General features: G+C 31.8%; 18 protein-coding genes. 3 read left to right on the top strand and 15 right to left on the bottom strand.

The genetic code is table 11. The annotated features are described in order from the left end of the window. Positions 1-200 precede the first annotated feature (200 nt). From rlmH to DY249_RS09390, 5 genes are read right to left on the bottom strand one after another with little or no spacing between them, the layout of a single operon-like run. Entirely contained in the window at positions 201-683 is a 483-nt protein-coding gene (gene rlmH, locus DY249_RS00345) for a 23S rRNA (pseudouridine(1915)-N(3))-methyltransferase RlmH (protein WP_101540346.1), read from the bottom strand. Positions 684-720: 37 nt separating this feature from the next. Further along, a complete protein-coding gene (locus DY249_RS00340; protein WP_101540347.1) occupies positions 721-1128 on the bottom strand; it encodes an ATP cone domain-containing protein in 408 nt (135 codons plus the stop codon). Beyond that, a complete protein-coding gene (locus tag DY249_RS00335; RefSeq protein WP_101540348.1) occupies positions 1125-1553 on the bottom strand; it encodes a DUF2188 domain-containing protein in 429 nt (142 codons plus the stop codon). The genes DY249_RS00340 and DY249_RS00335 overlap by 4 nt, the downstream gene beginning before the upstream one ends. Before the next feature lie 41 nt (positions 1554-1594). Continuing rightward, positions 1595-2578 (bottom strand): DNA polymerase Y family protein, encoded by a 984-nt coding sequence (locus DY249_RS09285; protein WP_281269039.1) that lies wholly within the window; start codon positions 2576-2578, stop codon positions 1595-1597. An 11-nt stretch (positions 2579-2589) separates the two neighbouring features. After that, a complete protein-coding gene (locus DY249_RS09390) occupies positions 2590-2835 on the bottom strand; it encodes a Y-family DNA polymerase (RefSeq protein WP_281269038.1) in 246 nt (81 codons plus the stop codon). Positions 2836-2975: 140 nt separating this feature from the next. Here DY249_RS09390 and DY249_RS00325 point away from each other — a divergent pair, with 140 nt between their 5' ends. Genes DY249_RS00325 through mnmM form a run of 3 tightly spaced genes read left to right on the top strand, consistent with a single transcriptional unit; the run spans position 2976 to position 4467 of the window. Next, positions 2976-3377: a helix-turn-helix domain-containing protein gene (locus DY249_RS00325; RefSeq protein WP_115594778.1), complete on the top strand. Its 402-nt coding sequence runs from the start codon at positions 2976-2978 to the stop codon at positions 3375-3377. Beyond that, positions 3377-3925 carry an ImmA/IrrE family metallo-endopeptidase gene (locus tag DY249_RS00320; protein WP_115594777.1) on the top strand — a complete coding sequence of 183 codons (549 nt, stop codon included), beginning with the start codon at positions 3377-3379 and terminating at the stop codon, positions 3923-3925. The genes DY249_RS00325 and DY249_RS00320 overlap by 1 nt, the downstream gene beginning before the upstream one ends. Then, on the top strand, positions 3922-4467 hold the full coding sequence (gene mnmM, locus DY249_RS00315) for a tRNA 5-(aminomethyl)-2-thiouridylate-methyltransferase MnmM (RefSeq protein WP_115594776.1): 546 nt from the start codon (positions 3922-3924) through the stop codon (positions 4465-4467). The genes DY249_RS00320 and mnmM overlap by 4 nt, the downstream gene beginning before the upstream one ends. 13 nt (positions 4468-4480) lie before the next feature. On the opposite strand, the gene DY249_RS00310 is transcribed toward mnmM, so the two are convergent. From DY249_RS00310 to DY249_RS00265, 10 genes are all read right to left on the bottom strand, one after another. Then, on the bottom strand, positions 4481-5395 hold the full coding sequence (locus tag DY249_RS00310; protein ID WP_115594775.1) for a hypothetical protein: 915 nt from the start codon (positions 5393-5395) through the stop codon (positions 4481-4483). Between the two features lie 63 nt (positions 5396-5458). Beyond that, the gene (locus DY249_RS00305; protein ID WP_115594774.1) at positions 5459-6655 is read right to left on the bottom strand and encodes a hypothetical protein; all 1197 of its coding nucleotides are present in this window, start codon (positions 6653-6655) and stop codon (positions 5459-5461) included. Positions 6656-6665: 10 nt separating this feature from the next. Further along, positions 6666-8045, bottom strand: coding sequence for an ABC transporter permease (locus DY249_RS00300; RefSeq protein ID WP_115594773.1), 1380 nt, complete (start codon positions 8043-8045; stop codon positions 6666-6668). Further along, the gene (locus DY249_RS00295; protein WP_115594772.1) at positions 8032-9069 is read right to left on the bottom strand and encodes a COG1361 S-layer family protein; all 1038 of its coding nucleotides are present in this window, start codon (positions 9067-9069) and stop codon (positions 8032-8034) included. The genes DY249_RS00300 and DY249_RS00295 overlap by 14 nt, the downstream gene beginning before the upstream one ends. Next, on the bottom strand, positions 9044-9775 hold the full coding sequence (locus DY249_RS00290) for an ABC transporter ATP-binding protein (protein WP_101540357.1): 732 nt from the start codon (positions 9773-9775) through the stop codon (positions 9044-9046). Before DY249_RS00290 ends, DY249_RS00295 begins: the two co-directional genes overlap by 26 nt. A 185-nt stretch (positions 9776-9960) precedes the next feature. Further along, positions 9961-10407 (bottom strand): 8-oxo-dGTP diphosphatase, encoded by a 447-nt coding sequence (locus DY249_RS00285; RefSeq protein WP_115594771.1) that lies wholly within the window; start codon positions 10405-10407, stop codon positions 9961-9963. A gap of 121 nt (positions 10408-10528) precedes the next feature. Further along, a complete protein-coding gene (locus DY249_RS00280) occupies positions 10529-11779 on the bottom strand; it encodes an FprA family A-type flavoprotein (protein ID WP_115594770.1) in 1251 nt (416 codons plus the stop codon). A gap of 6 nt (positions 11780-11785) precedes the next feature. Next, positions 11786-13711, bottom strand: coding sequence for an acyl-CoA dehydrogenase family protein (locus tag DY249_RS00275; RefSeq protein WP_115594769.1), 1926 nt, complete (start codon positions 13709-13711; stop codon positions 11786-11788). A 188-nt stretch (positions 13712-13899) separates the two neighbouring features. Beyond that, positions 13900-17013 (bottom strand): isoleucine--tRNA ligase, encoded by a 3114-nt coding sequence (ileS, locus tag DY249_RS00270; protein ID WP_101540361.1) that lies wholly within the window; start codon positions 17011-17013, stop codon positions 13900-13902. 252 nt (positions 17014-17265) lie between these two features. Continuing rightward, on the bottom strand, positions 17266-17751 hold the full coding sequence (locus tag DY249_RS00265) for a hypothetical protein (RefSeq protein ID WP_101540362.1): 486 nt from the start codon (positions 17749-17751) through the stop codon (positions 17266-17268). Positions 17752-17772: the final 21 nt, after the last annotated feature.

Genomic DNA, 17772 nt, shown 5'->3' with positions numbered 1-17772 from the left:
TTCTTCGCTTAGTTCTCTGGGCTCAGCTTCGCTTCGCCTCAGAGATGAAAAATCTTTCAGATTTTACACCCATGATGGTAATTCCTCTCGAAAACTCTTCTCGAGTTTTCTCGCTTAGTTCTGCGGACTCACTTGAAGCAAAGCTTCTGCGTTCATCTCGCAGATGGCCGATTATAAATCGGCCACCCATAATGGTGGGACTACTTATGATACGGATGTCCATTTATTATCCTAAATCCTCTATAAATCTGCTCAACTAGTACTACCCTCATCAATTGGTGGGGGAAGGTCATTTTTGAAAATGATAATTTATAGTTTGATCTTTGACTTACTTCTTTTGAAAGTCCATTTGACCCACCTATTACAAATACTAAGTTTCTGCCAAACCCTTCTTGCATTTCATTTTCTATAAAGTCTGCAAATTTTATGCTATCCATTTGCTTTCCTTCTATTTCTAGACTTACTACATAGTCGCTATCTTCTATTTTTCCTAGTATCCTTTCTCCTTCTTTTGCTTTTACTTGTTCTATTTCTTTTTCCGATAGATTTTCAGGGGCTTGTTCGTCAGCTACTTCTATTATTTCTATTTTATTATACCCTTGCATCCTTTTTAAGTACTCATCTATAGCTGCTTTATAGAATTTTTCTTTGATCTTTCCTACCGATATTATTTTTATATCCATTTTTTCTCCTTAAAAAAACTCAATCCATAGATTGAGTTTAGTTTTGTGCTTGTACATATGATACGTATGAATCGTATATTTGACTATATCCTTCACTTACTAGGGCATTTTTTACGTATTCTTTTATCTCGTCTGTTCTAAATACTTTTCTGTTCATCTCTTTCATACTTTTTTCAACATCTTTTATTAAAATTTTTACATCAGAGCTGTTAAGCTGCTTATCATTTCTATCTGCAGCATTTTTAATTGACCTTGCTATTTTTTCCGGGATGTATTCTTCTAGATTTCCGCTTCTTTTTATTACATAAATTTTGTCATCATCTGATTTTTTTAGAAAATCTCTTATTACTTCTACTTTTAGATTATCGATCTCTGCTGCTATTTCATTTATATCATAGCCTTGGCTTTCAAAGTATTTTAAAACTTCTCTACTTAGTTCACTCATTTTGATTCCTCCTTGGTTTTTGTAATTACTTTGCTTCCCCTGTTTTCAGCAATTTCTTCAGCTCTTTTCTTGGCATCTTTTTTACTATCATAGTATCCTTCTGCCTGAGTTGCTTTTTGGGACTTTACCTGCCATTTTTCCTTATCATAATTATAGGAAACTCCTACGTTTGCCTCTTGAAGCCTTGCTCCTGGTTTATTTTTACTTTTTTCATGATCTTTTAAATCTTTTTTGCGAATTTCTTTAAGCTCTGCTTTACTTGCATTATTTGCCCAATCTTTAGCTTGAGAAATAGCAATAGGTATAGCATTATCCTCATCATATCCTTCTTTAAGCATGGCATTTATTATATCAATTGCCTTATCACGGACTTCTTTGTCCAGATTTTTCATAGAGTTTGGGTAATTTCTTCTATCAAAGGGCATATTATCACCTCTTTTTATTTATTTTTATATTTCTACCCATTTTACATATTATATTGCCTGGCTGGTAGAGTTACTATTTCTGTAATATCACTTGGTAATCCTATATCTTGCTTAAGGGCAGCAAATGTTATAGACTTTTCACCATATTTTTTTCTAATATTATAAATAGCTGTATCTACATCTTCGTTTTTTTGAAATTTTTCGTGATTTAAAAATACATCAATTTGCTTACCTAGTCCTTCATTTCTTAAATTTATTGCCCTAATACCAACTGCACGAACTGGGAATGACCAATTATATTTTTCTTTAAAAACTTCTATAGCTTTTTTTACCACAATAATTGAACTTTGTGTTGGCATTTGTAAGTGACTTGCAAAATTAAAGCTCTGCAATTCATTATTTCTAACAAAAATTTCTACTCCACCTGCTTCTAATTTTGCTTCTCTTAGTCTTTTTGAAACAGAAAATGAAAGTTCTTGCATAATATTAAAAACTTCTTCATTTGTATATAAATCACGTTTACAAGTACAACTATTTCCTATGGATTCAATTGTCTGTTTATGATCTCTATCTACTACTTGACGTATATCCAAAGCATTTGCATATTGCCAAAGATAAACTCCATTTACTCCTAAAAGATTTTTTAATGTTCCTACTGGTGCACAGGCTAAGTCTCCTAGGCTAAAAACGCCTATTTTATTTAATTTTCTTTTTGTAGCTTTTCCTATGCCTACCATTTCACAAACTTCTAGTGGCCAAACTTTATCCTTAAAATTTTCCTCGTTTATAATCGTAATCGCATCTGGTTTTTTCATGTTCCTGCCAAGTTTTGCAAAAATTTTACAAAAGCTAACCCCAATGCTTACAGAAATGCCAATTTCTTCTTTCATACGTTTTCTAATTTCTTTTGCAATATTTTCTCCACCACCAAAAAGATGGGTAGAACCTGTGACATCTAGGTAGCATTCATCAAGACCAAAAGGTTCTACTTGGTTAGTATATTCATAATACAAATTACGAGCCATTTTTGAATGTTTTAATACTCTTCATAATGTGGCGGTACTAGTCTTATACCTGGACACTTTGCTTGAGCTTGCCAAATTGCTTCTCCCGTTTTAACTCCCATTCTTTTTGCCTCTTCACTTTTGGCAAGGATAATTCCGTGGCGGTTTTGAGGATTGCCTACAACTGCAATAGGGACTCCCTTAAGATGTGGATTTAATTTTGTTTCTATAGACGCATAGCAGGCGTTCATATCAGAATGTAGTATTACTCTTTTCATAAAAACTCCTATTGATTTTAGATGACTATTAATGTATAATTAAGACATTAAATGACTTTTGTAATATTATAAGACATTAATAGTCTTATGTCAAGAAAATTATAAAATTAACAGTCACTTGGTGACTACAAGGAGATATAATGGCATTTGCTAACAAATTAAGAGACCTAAGAGAGGCAAAAAATCTAACCCAAGAAGAACTTGCAAACATGTGTGATGTTTCACTAAAAACTATATCCCGCTACGAAGCTGGTCAATCTAAACCTAGATATAGAAAAACTTACGATGCCCTAGCAGAAGCACTCGATACTAGCCACGATTATTTAGTAACTGATGAAGAAGACTTTGTTTTATCAGCTAGGGAAAGATATGGAAATGCTGCTGGTCGCGATGCTGAAGAGTTAGTCCAAGGTGTTATAGGTCTTATGGCTGGTGGAGACTTACCAGAAAAGGATAAAAAAGCAATCCTTGATGCTATTAGCGAAGCTTACTATATAGCAAAAAATGAAAATAAAAAGTATGGAGCAGGTAAGAGAAAATAATGTTATCTTCTTATGATAAAATCTATGCAGATAGTCAAAATTTGATAGAAAAATACAAAACTCGTGATCCTAAGGAAATATTAGAAGGTCGTGGTGTTTTTATAATTCCTTTCACATCCCCTACAACTATATTAGGTATGTATAAGATAATTATGAGAAATCGCTTTGTATTTTATAATCCTTTTGTAGATGAAAGAATAATAAATATGGTCCTAGCCCATGAGCTTGGTCATGATATTTACCACAAAAAAGAAGCAAAAGATGGTGTTGCTGAATATGAACTTTTTGATATAAATACTGAAATGGAAATTGAGGCAAATATTTTTGCTGCCCATTTGCTTTTAGATGAAAATAAATTAATGGATGATATTAAAGAAGGTTACACCTACCAGCAATTAGCAAGCTTATATGATGTAAATGTAAATCTGATGATTTTTAAGCTAAATGAAATGCACAGAATGGGACTTCCAGTAAATAAAAATATTGCAGATTCCAAATTTTTTAATAAAATTGATGGTAGAGATGAATTTTACGGGAACTTAGAATGATAGATCACGCAACACATATAGTAAAAGAATTAATCTTAAGAGACGAAAATATAAATATAGCAGTTGATATGACGGCAGGAAATGGCAATGATTCTAAATTTATTTTGGAAAATACAAAAGCTAATAAGGTTTTTGCTTTTGATATCCAAGAATTAGCTAGGAAAAATACACTAGATTTGATAGGAGATAATTCAAAGTTTAACTTTATCTTAGACAGTCATGCAAATATTGATAAGTATATTAATGAAAAAGTTGATTTATTTATATTTAATCTAGGATATTTGCCCAAGGGAGATAAAAATATTACTACTAATTGGCAATCTAGTATTATTTCAATAAAAAAATCCCTAGAACTTTTAAGTCCTAGGGGCAAAATCATTATTACAATCTATCCAGGTCATCCTGCAGGTCAAATCGAATCCGAAAAAATCAATGAATTTTTAAGGAATTTAAATTATAAAAAATATACGGTCTTATCACTTGCTTTTACAAATAAAATAAATAATCCACCCTATGTAATGCTTATAGGCCACAAAATTTAATTTGTGGATTTTTTTAATATTTACTTGCTCCAGATTTTGTGGCAACTACTATTGAGTCATTTTCAAAGTGTATACCCACCACATCATCAACTTCATTTACTTTTTCTCTGCTTCTTTTTTCTATAAAGGTAATTTTCATAGTCCCATCAGGATTTTTATCTATACCAATTACAGTTGTTGGTTTAAAATAATTTGCCTGATGCTTATCCCAAGAGTCTTCTTTTGAATAAATCTTGTTATTATCAGAAGCATACAGATTCATAATTTCTTTTTCATTTTCTAAGTCTTTTGATAAAAAAAGCTCTGGTGCTTCATAACCTACACTAATTAATTCTGGTGCTTCACCTTTCTTGCCCTCTTCGATAGATTTTCTATGAAGTTCATAATAATTATTTTCATTATTAAAAACTGTGTAATAAATATTATTTGGACTGACAATGCCATCTGTCAAAAGTCCATTTACGCTTTCAATATCTGTAATGTTAAATTCCTCTAGATCAATTAAACTAATGGTACGTTTATTTTTATCCTCTCCATTTTCATTATAAAAACTATGGATAAAATAAATATTTCCTGCATTATAACCTATAGGAAAAATTTCTTCTCCTTGCTTAAATTCGTGGAGAGTTTCTATTTGATCTCCCTTGATTTCTACTAATTTGTACTTATGATTTAAACTATCTCCTATAATAAAAAGATTATCGGCATTATTTATATCATAGGCAAAATCACTTTCATTAGCATTAATTACTTGACTTTGGTTGCCATTCGGATTAAATTTTACTAATTTTTTATCGATTGGGTCATAGTATATTTGCTCCTTATTTGTATCTATAGGATCTCCTGTAAGGGTTGCACTTGGAGTATGATTTTGACAAGCTACAAGGAAAACAAATAAAAATCCCAATAAAATCTTAAACTTTTTCATAATTTCATTATACTATGAAAAATAAAAAAAGAACCACAATTGTGGTCCTAATTTTTATTATAATTAAAGTTCTACGTCTATTGACTCTAATTCATTATCTGTAGTTAGGTAATAAAGTTTACCATCAGAAATTTTCATTCCCCTAATTTGAGTATCTAAGACTGTCTCACCCGTAGACATATTTATTATTTTTATTGGTCTAGACAATCTATCATTAACTTCTTCACTATCAAAGTAGAATATATTGTTTCCTATGATTTCTTGGAAGCCTTGCTCTGCCCATAGGAATGGGAATTCTTGGTCATTGGCATAGATATGGTCATTATCTGCCCTATATACCTTCCAAACTGGATTACCATTTTCAAATCTTTTTTGTCCAAATAAGTATTGTAGGTCAAAGTCTTTTTCTAGTAATTCTGCTTGTTGGTCAGTTCCTTTTGATAAATCCAATTTATATAAATCAAAGTTATAGGCATTTTGTTCGCTATTGTCTCCTGGTTTGGTAAATTGTAATTCACCATCAATTACCACAGCTCCTCCAGTTAATTCTTCAGCTGTTGCATCAAAATCGTGAATTTCTCCACTAGCTAGATCAACATATCCAATTGCTGATTTGTCAGTATTTAAAGATGGTGTGCCATTAACTTCAGCTTTTGATTTTTCTTCGTGGAAACCATAAATCTTATCTCCAATCATACCAAGGGGTCTAAACTCATCAGCTTCTGGAAATTCAAATAGAGTTTCAATATTTTTATCATTCATTCTTACAATTGAAACTGTATCATATAGATCATTTTTCATTTTTACAAAAACATTATTGGTATATTTTACATAATCATAATGATTTGAATCTGTACCTGTTAAGACATTTCCATTTTCATCGACTAATTCGCCATTTTCATTTACGCTTGTAAATGGTCCATTTGGTGTGAAAAACAAATCATCCTTACTAATTTCTTTATTATCAGATTCTTCATTTTCCTCATTATCATCTTCTTGGTCTTTTTCTAGATGTTCGTCATCATTGTTATCTTCTTTATATGATGAATCTTCTTCATTTTCTTTATTTTGTTCAGCTTTGCTAGCTTCTTCTTTATTTTCTAGGTTATCTTCTGCTTTTTTTACTTCAATAACTTGTTTATCGTCAGTTTGTTCACTTTCTTGGGCTTGATTATTATTTGCTTCATTTTTTGGGGTACCTTGATTCGTACACCCTACTAAAGCAAATGAAATAAGCATTACTGGTATAATTTTTTTCATAATATCCTCCTTAGTTTGCTCTAAGAGCATCAATTGCAGATAATTTTGTAGCACGTCTAGCTGGTAAATATCCTGCTAGAACTCCAACCAAAGCAGAAAATCCAACTCCTACTAGGGCTAGCCAAGTTGGTATAATTATTATCTTATCTACCCCAACCATACCCTCATTTAAACCTGTAAATACATTATTTATTAATTTTCCTGCCAATAGTGATATTAAAAGTCCAAGAACTCCTCCAAAAAATCCTATAAAACCAGATTCTATCAAAAACATTGTCTGTATATCTGATACAGATGCTCCTATTACTTTCATAACTCCGATTTCCTTTTGGCGTTCATAAATACTCATTAGCATTGTATTTATAATTCCAATTGCAGATACTATAAAAGCTATGGATCCTATTCCTCCTAAAATCAGCATAATGGTTCTAGTTTGGCTTTCTATTTCTTTGCTAGCTTCTGCCATAGAATTTGTTTGATATCCAAGTTTTCTAATTGCCTGTTCAACATCTTTTACATTTTCTGCTTTATCTACTACTACTTGGAGATTATCATATTTTATCTCTTTATCATTTGACTTTATAGGATTGCCTTGTTCATCAAAATCTTGGTTTAAAGTAGGGAAAGCTAATTTGTCGTCTTCTTCTTTTAATTTTTTATAAGTAGACTCAGATATATAAGAACCCCAGCCGTTTAAAAATGATGTATTATTTAATTTTCCAGCTACTTTTATAGGTATGTCAACTGTTTGAGGCTTATTTGTTTCCTTGCCTTCACTGTCTAAAGGATTTTCTTCCTTGCCAAAATTTACACCATCATCTTCACTTTCGTCTTTATATCCTAGACGTATAAAATATTCATGGCTTGCAAAGTCAAAGTTTTCATCAGGTTCCATGTAATATCCACCATCACCTGTATCAGTAGTTTTATTAGCTGCTGTATTCGGACCTAGAAGTATGCTGTCAGTATCAGATGGATTGGGAATACTTCCCATATCTAACATATCATCTGTAAGTAAGGAAAACATATTATCTGGAATGACATTTATAGATCCATCTATTTCGTATTCATCATTATCTACTATTTTAAAATCTGCATAAATATTTTTACTAGGAACAACTGCTCTTACATTATCAATATTTTTTAGCTTATTTATAACTGAATCATTTACATCTATACCCTCTCCATTTTCATCCATAATATTTATAGAAGTAAGTCCTTGAAAAGACTCTATCATTTCTTTTTGAGAATTAGAAATGCCTTGGGCAAAGGCTAGCATTAAAATAATAGATGTTGACCCAATTATAACTGATAAAATAGTAAGGATTGTTCTAGATTTTCTACGCCATAGATTTCTTAATGCCATTATAAATCTATCAGATATCCTCATCGTCGATTATTAGCTCCTCATTTTTCTTATTTTTTTTGCGTTTTCTAAGTAAAAGTCCAATAAGAATTAGAATAATAATTAATCCCATCCATAAAAATGGCGATTTTAAAAGGCTAGATCCTGAATTTTGATCCATACCATTATCAACAGGTATCATTTCTCCAGTTTCTGGATCTTTCGTCATTTGCCCATCAACATCTTCTGCTCCCATATTGCTAGCATCTGCAGAAAAATCTTTTGTTGTTGTGTGCATAATATTTCCAGCTGAGTCTTCATAGCTTAGCATGATCTTGCCTTCGACTTCACCCTCTCGTTCTGGAGTTATATTAAAGGTAAAAGTTTCTGTAGTTCCTGAATTAAAATTACCTATGAACTTTCTATCATTGTCAATGCTAAAGCCCTTACCTATTACATCACACATAAAGGTATTTAAATTATCTTTACCAGTATTATAAATATTTACACTTACTTGGGTCTGATTTCCTACACTTAGTTCTTCGTGCTTCACTTCTCCAATTGTTACATTTGCTCTTTGGACTACTGGTATACCAATAGATTCTTTAGTTTGATATTGGTTGCCTAGATAATCCTCGTATTCTAAAGTAAGCCCAATTACATAGTTTCCTGCAACTGCATTTGGATTTACTTTCATATTTAAGTACTTAGTTGTTGTATTCCAAGGATAAAGAGCAGAAACATAAAAACTATTTGATGTATTTACAGGAGAAAAAACTGAACCGTCACTTATAAGTGCTTCATTTTCACCACTTGCTTGTGGTTGAGATTGCAGTTGTTGGTCAATACTTACCTTTAAGTTATAAATAGTATTTTTGTTATTAGTATTATATAGAGTAAAAGCTAGGCTAAAGTCTTCACCAGCCTCTACGGTTTTTGGATTAATATCATAATTTGAAATTATTAACTTAGGTTGATTTTTCATTTGAACAGGTGCATCATTTACATCGTTACTAGTATCTAAGCTTGTGTTTTGATCACCATTATTTGTTTGTTGGTAGTATGTCATCTTCTAAAACCTCATCAATAGTTAAATTTTTGTGTATATTCTCTATTTTTCCATCTCTCATAAAAAGCGTTCTATCAGCAAATTCTGTCATTTCATCATCGTGAGTTACCATGATAAAAGTTTGCATATTTTCTCTTGTAATATCTTTTATTAATTGCATAACCTCAAAACTAGTTTTAGTGTCGAGATTTCCTGTTGGTTCGTCGGCAAAAATTATTTTTGGTGTACCTACAAAAGCACGAGCTATAGATACTCTTTGCTGTTGGCCACCAGATAATTCATTGGGCCTATTATTCATCCTATTTCCAAGACCAACTTGTTTTAAGATCTTATAAGCCTCTGCTTTTCTTTCTTCTACACTAATTCCCTTAAAAGTTAAAGGAAGGGATACATTCTCCCAAGCTGTAAGATATGGCAAGAGATTGTATGATTGAAAAACAAAACCAATATTTAAATTACGAAATTTTGTAATATCAGTTTCTTTTAGCTCATTTAAGATAATATTACCATATTTTATACTACCTTTTGTTGGATATTCTAAACCTGCAAGCATATTTAAAAGAGTAGATTTACCAGACCCACTTGTACCAAGTAAAGCTATAAATTCTCCTTTTTCTATGTCAAGATTTATCCCATCCAGAGCCTTTATAATATTATCTCCCACCTTATAATATTTTTTTAAATTACGTACTTCTATAAGTGCCATCTTATCTCCATAATTTTATGTATATTGTTAAATAGAAAAATAAACATGAACTAGTGTTATGGCATTCGCCACACACTGTTTTTAGGATTATATCATCTCAAGCATATTATTGCAATTTAGCTTATATTCTATATATATTAATTTATAAAATAAAAAAGCAGATAAAAATCTGCTTTAAAATCACTTTATTTAATATATGATATTTCTTCAGTATTTATATTCCAAAATATTTCTCGATATTCTCCTTCATATATTTTTAAAATTTTATCCATGGATAAGCTCATACCATCCATTTTTTTAAATTCTTCATAGTCTATCCAAGCTAGATGTCCTTCACGATTTTCCGGGATTAATTTTCCAGTGTAATCACTTGTTTCATAAAGCAATCCCAAGTCTTTATATTCTTTACCAAGCCAAGTAATAAATCCTATAAATTTCAAATTTTTTATATCAAGTCCTGTTTCTTCTTTAGCTTCACGAATAGCAGCAGCTTCTAAACTCTCATTTATTTCTACCTTGCCACCTGGAAAAGTTAATCCTTCCCATCCTTCTTTTTTTACCTTATCCAAAATTACAACTTTATTTGTAGATGGATTTTTTATTTTTATCATATTCATTAATCTAGTTTTCATTATATTCCCTTTACTATTTATATTTTTCTGGGTCTATAAATACTTTATCTTTAAAATAAAAAAATTCGACTTTAAAAAAAGAAAAAGCTGGCTATCTGCTGCCAGCTTTTTTATTTTTATATTATTTTTTCTTATTTTGTGATGCAGATTTTTCTTTTTCTTCTTTACGTTTTTTAATAGAATCTTGGATTCCTTCTACTATAGCATCCATATCTGGTTCTTTCATTGCTTTTAATGAGCTTACCATGTTTAATTGCTCTGGAAGAACATCCATGAGTTTCATTTCTTCATCTAGATATTTTTCCATTTTTTCTCCTGCTTGTGGAGCCCATGAACCATTATCTATAATAGATACAGCTCTATTTTGAACATTTAAAGCTTTCATATCTTCGATGAAATTTTGCATTGGTGGATAAACACCTAAGTTATATGTCACTGATGCCAGTACTATATTTGAATACTTGAAAGCTTCTGCTATTAGAACTGAAACGTGAGTATTGGATACATCTCTTAGGCTGATATTTGTAATACCTGCTTCACATAGTTTTGCTGCTAGAGCTTGAGCTGCAAATTCTGTATTACCATACATAGAAGCATAGACAATTAATACACCATCTTCTTCTGGTTCATATGTTGCCCAGTGTGTATATTTATCTAAGATATATCCAAAATTATCTCTCCATACAAGTCCGTGAAGTGGGCAGATATATTTTATATCTAATCCACCAGCTTTTTCCAAAGCTTTTTGTACAAATGTACCGTATTTTCCTACGATATTCGTGTAATAGCGACGTGCTTCATCTAGATAATCACGATCCCAATCAACTTCATCGGCAAACAATCTACCATTATTCGCTATAAATGAACCAAAGGCATCTGCTGAGAATAATACTCCATCAGTTGTATCATAAGTCATTAGTACTTCTGGCCAGTGAACCATTGGTGCTTCTACAAAAGCTAAGGTATGTTTACCAAAGTTCATGGTATCGCCTTCTTTTACTTCTATATATCTATCATCTACGTGATAGCCAAATTGTCTCATGAAAAGTATAGCTTTTTCACTTGAGATAATTTTTAGGTTTGGATATCTTTGTAGCATTAGCTCGATTGATGAACAATGGTCTGGTTCCATGTGATTTACTATAAGATAATCTAATTCACGTCCATCTAATACACGGTCAACATTTAATATATATTCACGTGTAATTGCCCAGTCTACTGCGTCTACTAAAACTGTTTTTTCATCCATTAGTAGGTAGGAGTTATATGATACACCTTCAGGAATTGGGAATATATTTTCAAATAAAGCTAATCTTCTATCATCCCCACCTACATAATATAAGTCATCTGTTACTTTTCTAACTGTATACATACTTGCCTACTTTCTATCCTCTGGGAATTCAACTTTAATGAATTCTTCTTTTGCTTCACCTGATACTGGTGATACCCAAGAATCTGGTAATTTATCAAATGGTGTACCTGCTTCTATACCTTGAGTTGGATCTCCAACTTCTGGATCATATTCATAACCTGAACCTAAATCTACATATAAATCTTCTTTTGGTGCCATTTTACGTGGTTTGCTTCTTTTTACCTTTTTCATTGGTGGAGCTGGTTTCTTTTCCTCACCATTGTCTAATTCTTTTATTAATAATGGTAATACTTCTTTAAAGTCTCCAACTATACCATAATCAGCATTTGCAAATATTGGAGCGTTTTTGCTATTATTAATTGCAACTATTGTAGATGCATCACGGATACCTTTTAAGTGTTGACCTGCTCCTGATACTCCTACACCGATATATAAGTTGTTTTTGAAATTTTGTCCACTCATACCTACATATCTATCAAGTGGTACGTATTTAAGTGTTTCTGCTACTGGTCTAGATGAAGATATAGCAGCTCCTGCTTGGTAAGCAAGTTCTTCTATAAGTTTCATATTTTCTTTATCGCCTATACCACGACCTGCTACTACTATTCTTTCAGCTTCTGTAACTGGTGTCCATGGGTCGATACCTACTGTAAAGTCGTATCCGTCTTTTTTAAGAGCGGCTACTAAATTCTTAACAGCTTCTTTAGGATCTCCCTCAAAGATTTCGCCTTTTCTAACTCCTGCGATTGGGCCTTGTTTAGATTTTCCTCCAACTGTTTTAACTCTGGGAGGACGACCTACTGTGTTAGCTCCAACTACAACTCTCATAATTTCGTTGGTTCCTTCATAGATTTGAGTGATTTTTGCATCTCTAAAGAATCTTTCTACATCAACACCCTTAATAAATCCTGAACCACCATAAAGTTGGATAGCTTCTGTAGTTATTTGCATAGCTAAGTCTGATGCAACTTGTTTAGCCATAGCAGCTTCCGCAGAGTATCTTTCATGATGAGTTTTTAGATCTGCTGCATGATAAATCATAAGTCTTGCACCATGTAAATATGTTGCCATATCTGCAAGTTTAAATGTATTTCTTTGTAAGTGAGCTATTGGCATACCAAATTGTTCACGTTCTTTTGCATAAGCTAGAGCTGATTCATAAGCGCCTTGACCTATACCTAAAGCTTGACTTGCTATACCTATTCTACCACCGTCAAGTGTTTCCATAGCAATCTTAAAGCCTTGACCTTCTTTACCTAATAAGTTTTCTTTAGGAACTTTTACATTATCAAAATGTAACTCAGCTGTAGAAGATGATCTTATACCTAATTTGTCATAATGATCAGAGAAGGTAAATCCTTCAAATTCTTTTTCTACTATAAAAGCTGAGATTCCATGTGTTCCTATACCTGGTGTAGTTACTGCAAATACAACATAAGTATCAGCTTTTGGAGCATTTGTAATAAATATTTTTTTACCATTTAATATGTAATGATCTCCGTCAAGTTCTGCAGTAGTTTCTGTTCCACCTGCATCTGAACCTGCGTTTTCTTCTGTAAGGCCAAATCCACCTAGTTTTTTACCGCTAGCTAGAGGAGTGAGATATTTTTTCTTTTGTTCTTCTGTACCATAAGCAAATATTGGCCAGCTACCTAATGATGTGTGTGCTGAGCAAATTACACCAACACCACCATCAACTCTAGATAATTCTTCTACTGTTATAGCATAAGAAATTGCATCTAAGCCTTGACCACCGTATTCTTTTGGATATGGGATGCCCATAAATCCTAGTTCGCCCATTTCTTTTACAATGTCATCTGGAAATTCATTTTTTTGATCGAGATCAAAGGCAATTGGTTTTACCTTTTCTTCAGCAAAAGCTCTAACTTTTTTACGTAAAGCTTCATGCTCGTCAGTTGTTCTAAATAGCATTCAAACCTCCTTATGCATCACTACTATTTTACTATAGTATAGAACGAAGAAAACGTTTTGTCAATAGTTTTAAAGAAATTTTAAAATATTTTTTTATTATTGCAAAATTTAATTTATTAAATTTAATTAAAGAAAAAAGACTGAGAAAAAGTTTCTTTAACTTTCATCTAGTCTTTTTTCTTAAACAATTAAATTCTTTCTATTTTCATAGCAATAGTTTTATCATTTAACTCTATTTTTTCTTCTTTAAGTGTAGATCTCTTTAGATTGTCTGCCAGAGTTTCACTTTTAATTTCATCTACGAATTTTTCTAGAGAATTATTTAGCTTATCATCAGTATCATAAAAAATATTTATTCTATCTGTAACTTCAAATCCACTATCTTTCCTTAGATTTTGTATTTTTGAAATAAACTCTCTTGCATATCCTTCATCTAGTAAGTCTTCTGTAATTTCTGTATCTAAGACTACAAATACATTGCCATCTATTTCTACATCAAATCCTTCTTTGGCAGAAATTCTAATATCTAGATAATCTTTTGTAACTTCGTATTTTTCTCCGCCCAAATCTATTTCTATTGGATTCTTCTCAACTTTGCTTATAAAATCTTTTGCATCCACGTTTGCCAAGTACTTGCCAAAATCATTTACTTTTGATTGGAAAATACGTCCTACAACTCTGAAGTCTGGTTTTAGGAAGTAGTCCATAAATTCTGAAAGGTCAGCTGCAAATTCGATTTCTTTTACATTTAGTTCTTCTTTTATAAGACCTGTTAGGTCCGAAATTTTGTCTTGATATTGTCCATCAACTATAATTTTAGCTAATGGTTGACGTACTTTTATAGATTCTTTTTCACGAGATGCACGACCTAGGTTTACAATTTTTCTTACAAGTTCCATATCAGCTTCTAGATTTTCGTCTATCATATCTTCGTCTATTTCTGGAAGTAATTCTGTGTGGACAGTTTTTGCACCAGTTAAGCTTCTATAAACTTCTTCTGCAATAAATGGTGTAATTGGTGCTATTAATTTTGTAAGAGTTGTTAGTGCATCATAAGTTGTTTTATAAACTGCTTTTTTAGATTCTGTAAGTCCAGTATTCCAAAATCTCTTTCTATTACGACGGATATACCAATTTGATAAATCTTCTACAACAAAATCAGAAATCATATGAACAACCTTATTGTATTCAAATATTTCCATTTCTTCGTAGTAGTTTTTAATTAAGCTATTTAATCTTGAATATAACCATTTATCTATTTTTTCAAGTTTTACATCGCCTAAATTTTGCAATTCTTCTACTGAAAGCTCATCTGTATTTGCATAAAGAGTAAAGAAGTTATATACATTTTCATATGTTCTAAAGAAATTATTTTTAACCTCTAGAAGACCTTGTTCGTCAAATTTTGTTTGCAACCAAGCTGGTGATACGTATAGAGAATAAAATCTAACTGCATCCGCCCCATATTTATCAAATAATTCAAATGGATCAAGGGTATTGCCACGAGATTTACTCATTTTTTGACCATTTTTATCTACTACTAGGTCATTTACAAGGACATTTTTATAAGGTGCTTTTCCTAAAGTAATAGTTGAAATAGCCATTAATGAGTAAAACCAACCTCTAGTTTGGTCTATACCTTCACAGATAAAATCAGCTGGATAATAATTTTCAAATAAGTCCTTATTTTCAAATGGATAATGAAGTTGGGCAAAGGGCATAGCTCCTGAGTCAAACCAAACGTCTATTACATCTGGAACTCTGTGCATAGTGCCTCCGCATTTTTCACATTTTATAGATACATTATCTACATATGGACGGTGTAGCTCAATATTTTCATCAATATCTTCTATGGCTAATTCTGCTAATTCCTTGCGAGATCCAACTGTACGAGTGTGATCACAATCATCACATTTCCAGATATTTAAAGGGGTTCCCCAGTAACGGCTTCTTGAAATTGCCCAGTCTTTTACATTTTCAATCCAATTTCCAAAACGTTTCTCACCTATTGTTTCTGGAAACCAATTTACTTCATTATTATTTTTAACCATGGCATCTGAAAACTTGCTCATTTCAATATACCAAGATGGTTTTGCATAGTAAACTAATGGAGTTTTACATCTCCAACAGTGTGGGTAATTGTGTTCTATAGTTTGTTTCTTGAAAACTTTGCCCTCATTTACTAAATGATGCCAAATATCTTCATTAGAATCAAAAATAAATTGGCCTTTCCAAGGAGTTTCTGTAAAATTACCATCTAAATCAACTGGTTGGATAAACGCTAAATCATATTTACGTCCAATTTGATAGTCGTCCTCCCCAAAGGCTGGAGCTGAGTGAACTATACCTGTACCATCTTCTGCTGAAACATAATCTGCTAAGGTGATTATAAAGGCATGGTCAGAATCTACATCTACATATGGAAGTAATTGCTCATATTTCATATATTCCATATCAGCACCTTTTAGAGTTTCTACTACTTCATAGTCGTGGTTTTCCATAAGTTTTTCGCAAAGTGATTTTGCCATATAATAATAGCAATCATCAGTTTTATCAAAAACTTTTACATAGTCAAGGTCTGGATTTACAGATAAAGCAACGTTTGATGGAAGTGTCCATGGTGTTGTTGTCCATGCTAGGAAGTATTCGTTGTCTGTGTCTTTTTTCTTAAACTTAACTGTAAGTGTAATGGTTTTATCCATTTGGTAACCTTGAGCTACCTCGTGGCTTGCAAGTCCTGTACCACATCTTGGGCAATATGGCATAACTTTTGCACCTTCGTAAATGTATCCATTTTTAAAGGCATTGTCTAATAAGTGCCATTCTGTTTCAATATAATCATTATCCATAGTGATATATGGGTGATCCATATCATATAAGTATCCCATACGATCTGACATATCTCGCCACATATCAGAATATGTCCAAACCGACTCTTTACAAAGCTTATTAAACTTTTCTATACCAAATTCTTCGATATCATTTTTATCGTGAAAGTCTAATTTTTTTTCTACTTCGATTTCTACTGGAAGACCGTGTGTATCCCATCCAGCTTTTTTCAAAACTTTATAGCCTTTCATATTTTTATAACGGCTTGTCATATCTTTTAAAGTTCTGGCTATTACATGGTGGATACCTGGTTTTCCATTTGCTGTTGGAGGTCCATCATATATTATATATTCCTTGGCATTTTCACGAGATTTAAAAGTTTCATTTAAAAGGTCAATCTCTTGCCAATATTTTTCTACTTCTGCCTCACGAGCACGAGTATCATTAATATTTAAAGATTTTAACTTACTCATTTTCTTCTCCTTACTAAAAAAGAACCGTCCATACAGACGGTCCACTTATTTCCAAAATTACTCTTAACGATTGGTTTTCGTAATAAACTACTTGATTTCACTTATTAAACTAAAAGATGATATTCACTTTTATTTTCACTAGCACATCTCACCAACCGTGCCTCTCTAAAGCTTCCATAAAAGCTACTGATCTTTATAACATTTGTATAATATTTCTATTTTTATAATACTTATTAAAACTTCTAAGTCAAGCTATAGATGTTTATTAACCTTAAATTTCTCCATAGTAAAAACATCGTGGCTATCTACATTTGCTATTTTTATAGCATCTTCAAACATATTATAGTCTGATTCGTAGTCGTTTCTAAATACCATGGCACTGTTATTATTGTATTTTAAAAGCAAACCATGATACATTCCAAATTCTTCCATATATTGGATTTGTTTTATTTTTGTAATCTCATAGACAGATAAATATAAATCATCAATGTCTATATCTGATAAGTCAATTGCATTATTAAATACAGTTACATTTACTGCTTCATGGATAGTATCTAGTCCTATGTCTGACCTAGTTGGATATATGGATCCACTTTTTTCAGTTTTACCATCTTTATTTACAATTACTATAACACCGTTGTTATTATTTTTTAATTCTTCATCATATTCTGTTAGGTATTTGCCAGTTTCCAAGTAATATTTTATGGACTCTTTGGCAAGTTTTACTAAATCACTCATTTATATTCGCCTGCTTCTTTT

The organism is Anaerococcus octavius (assembly GCF_900445265.1).
Taxonomy (GTDB): domain Bacteria; phylum Bacillota; class Clostridia; order Tissierellales; family Peptoniphilaceae; genus Anaerococcus; species Anaerococcus octavius.
The sequence above is the reverse complement of the archived record's forward strand: the minus strand, read 5'-3'. Positions and strand labels throughout refer to the sequence as shown.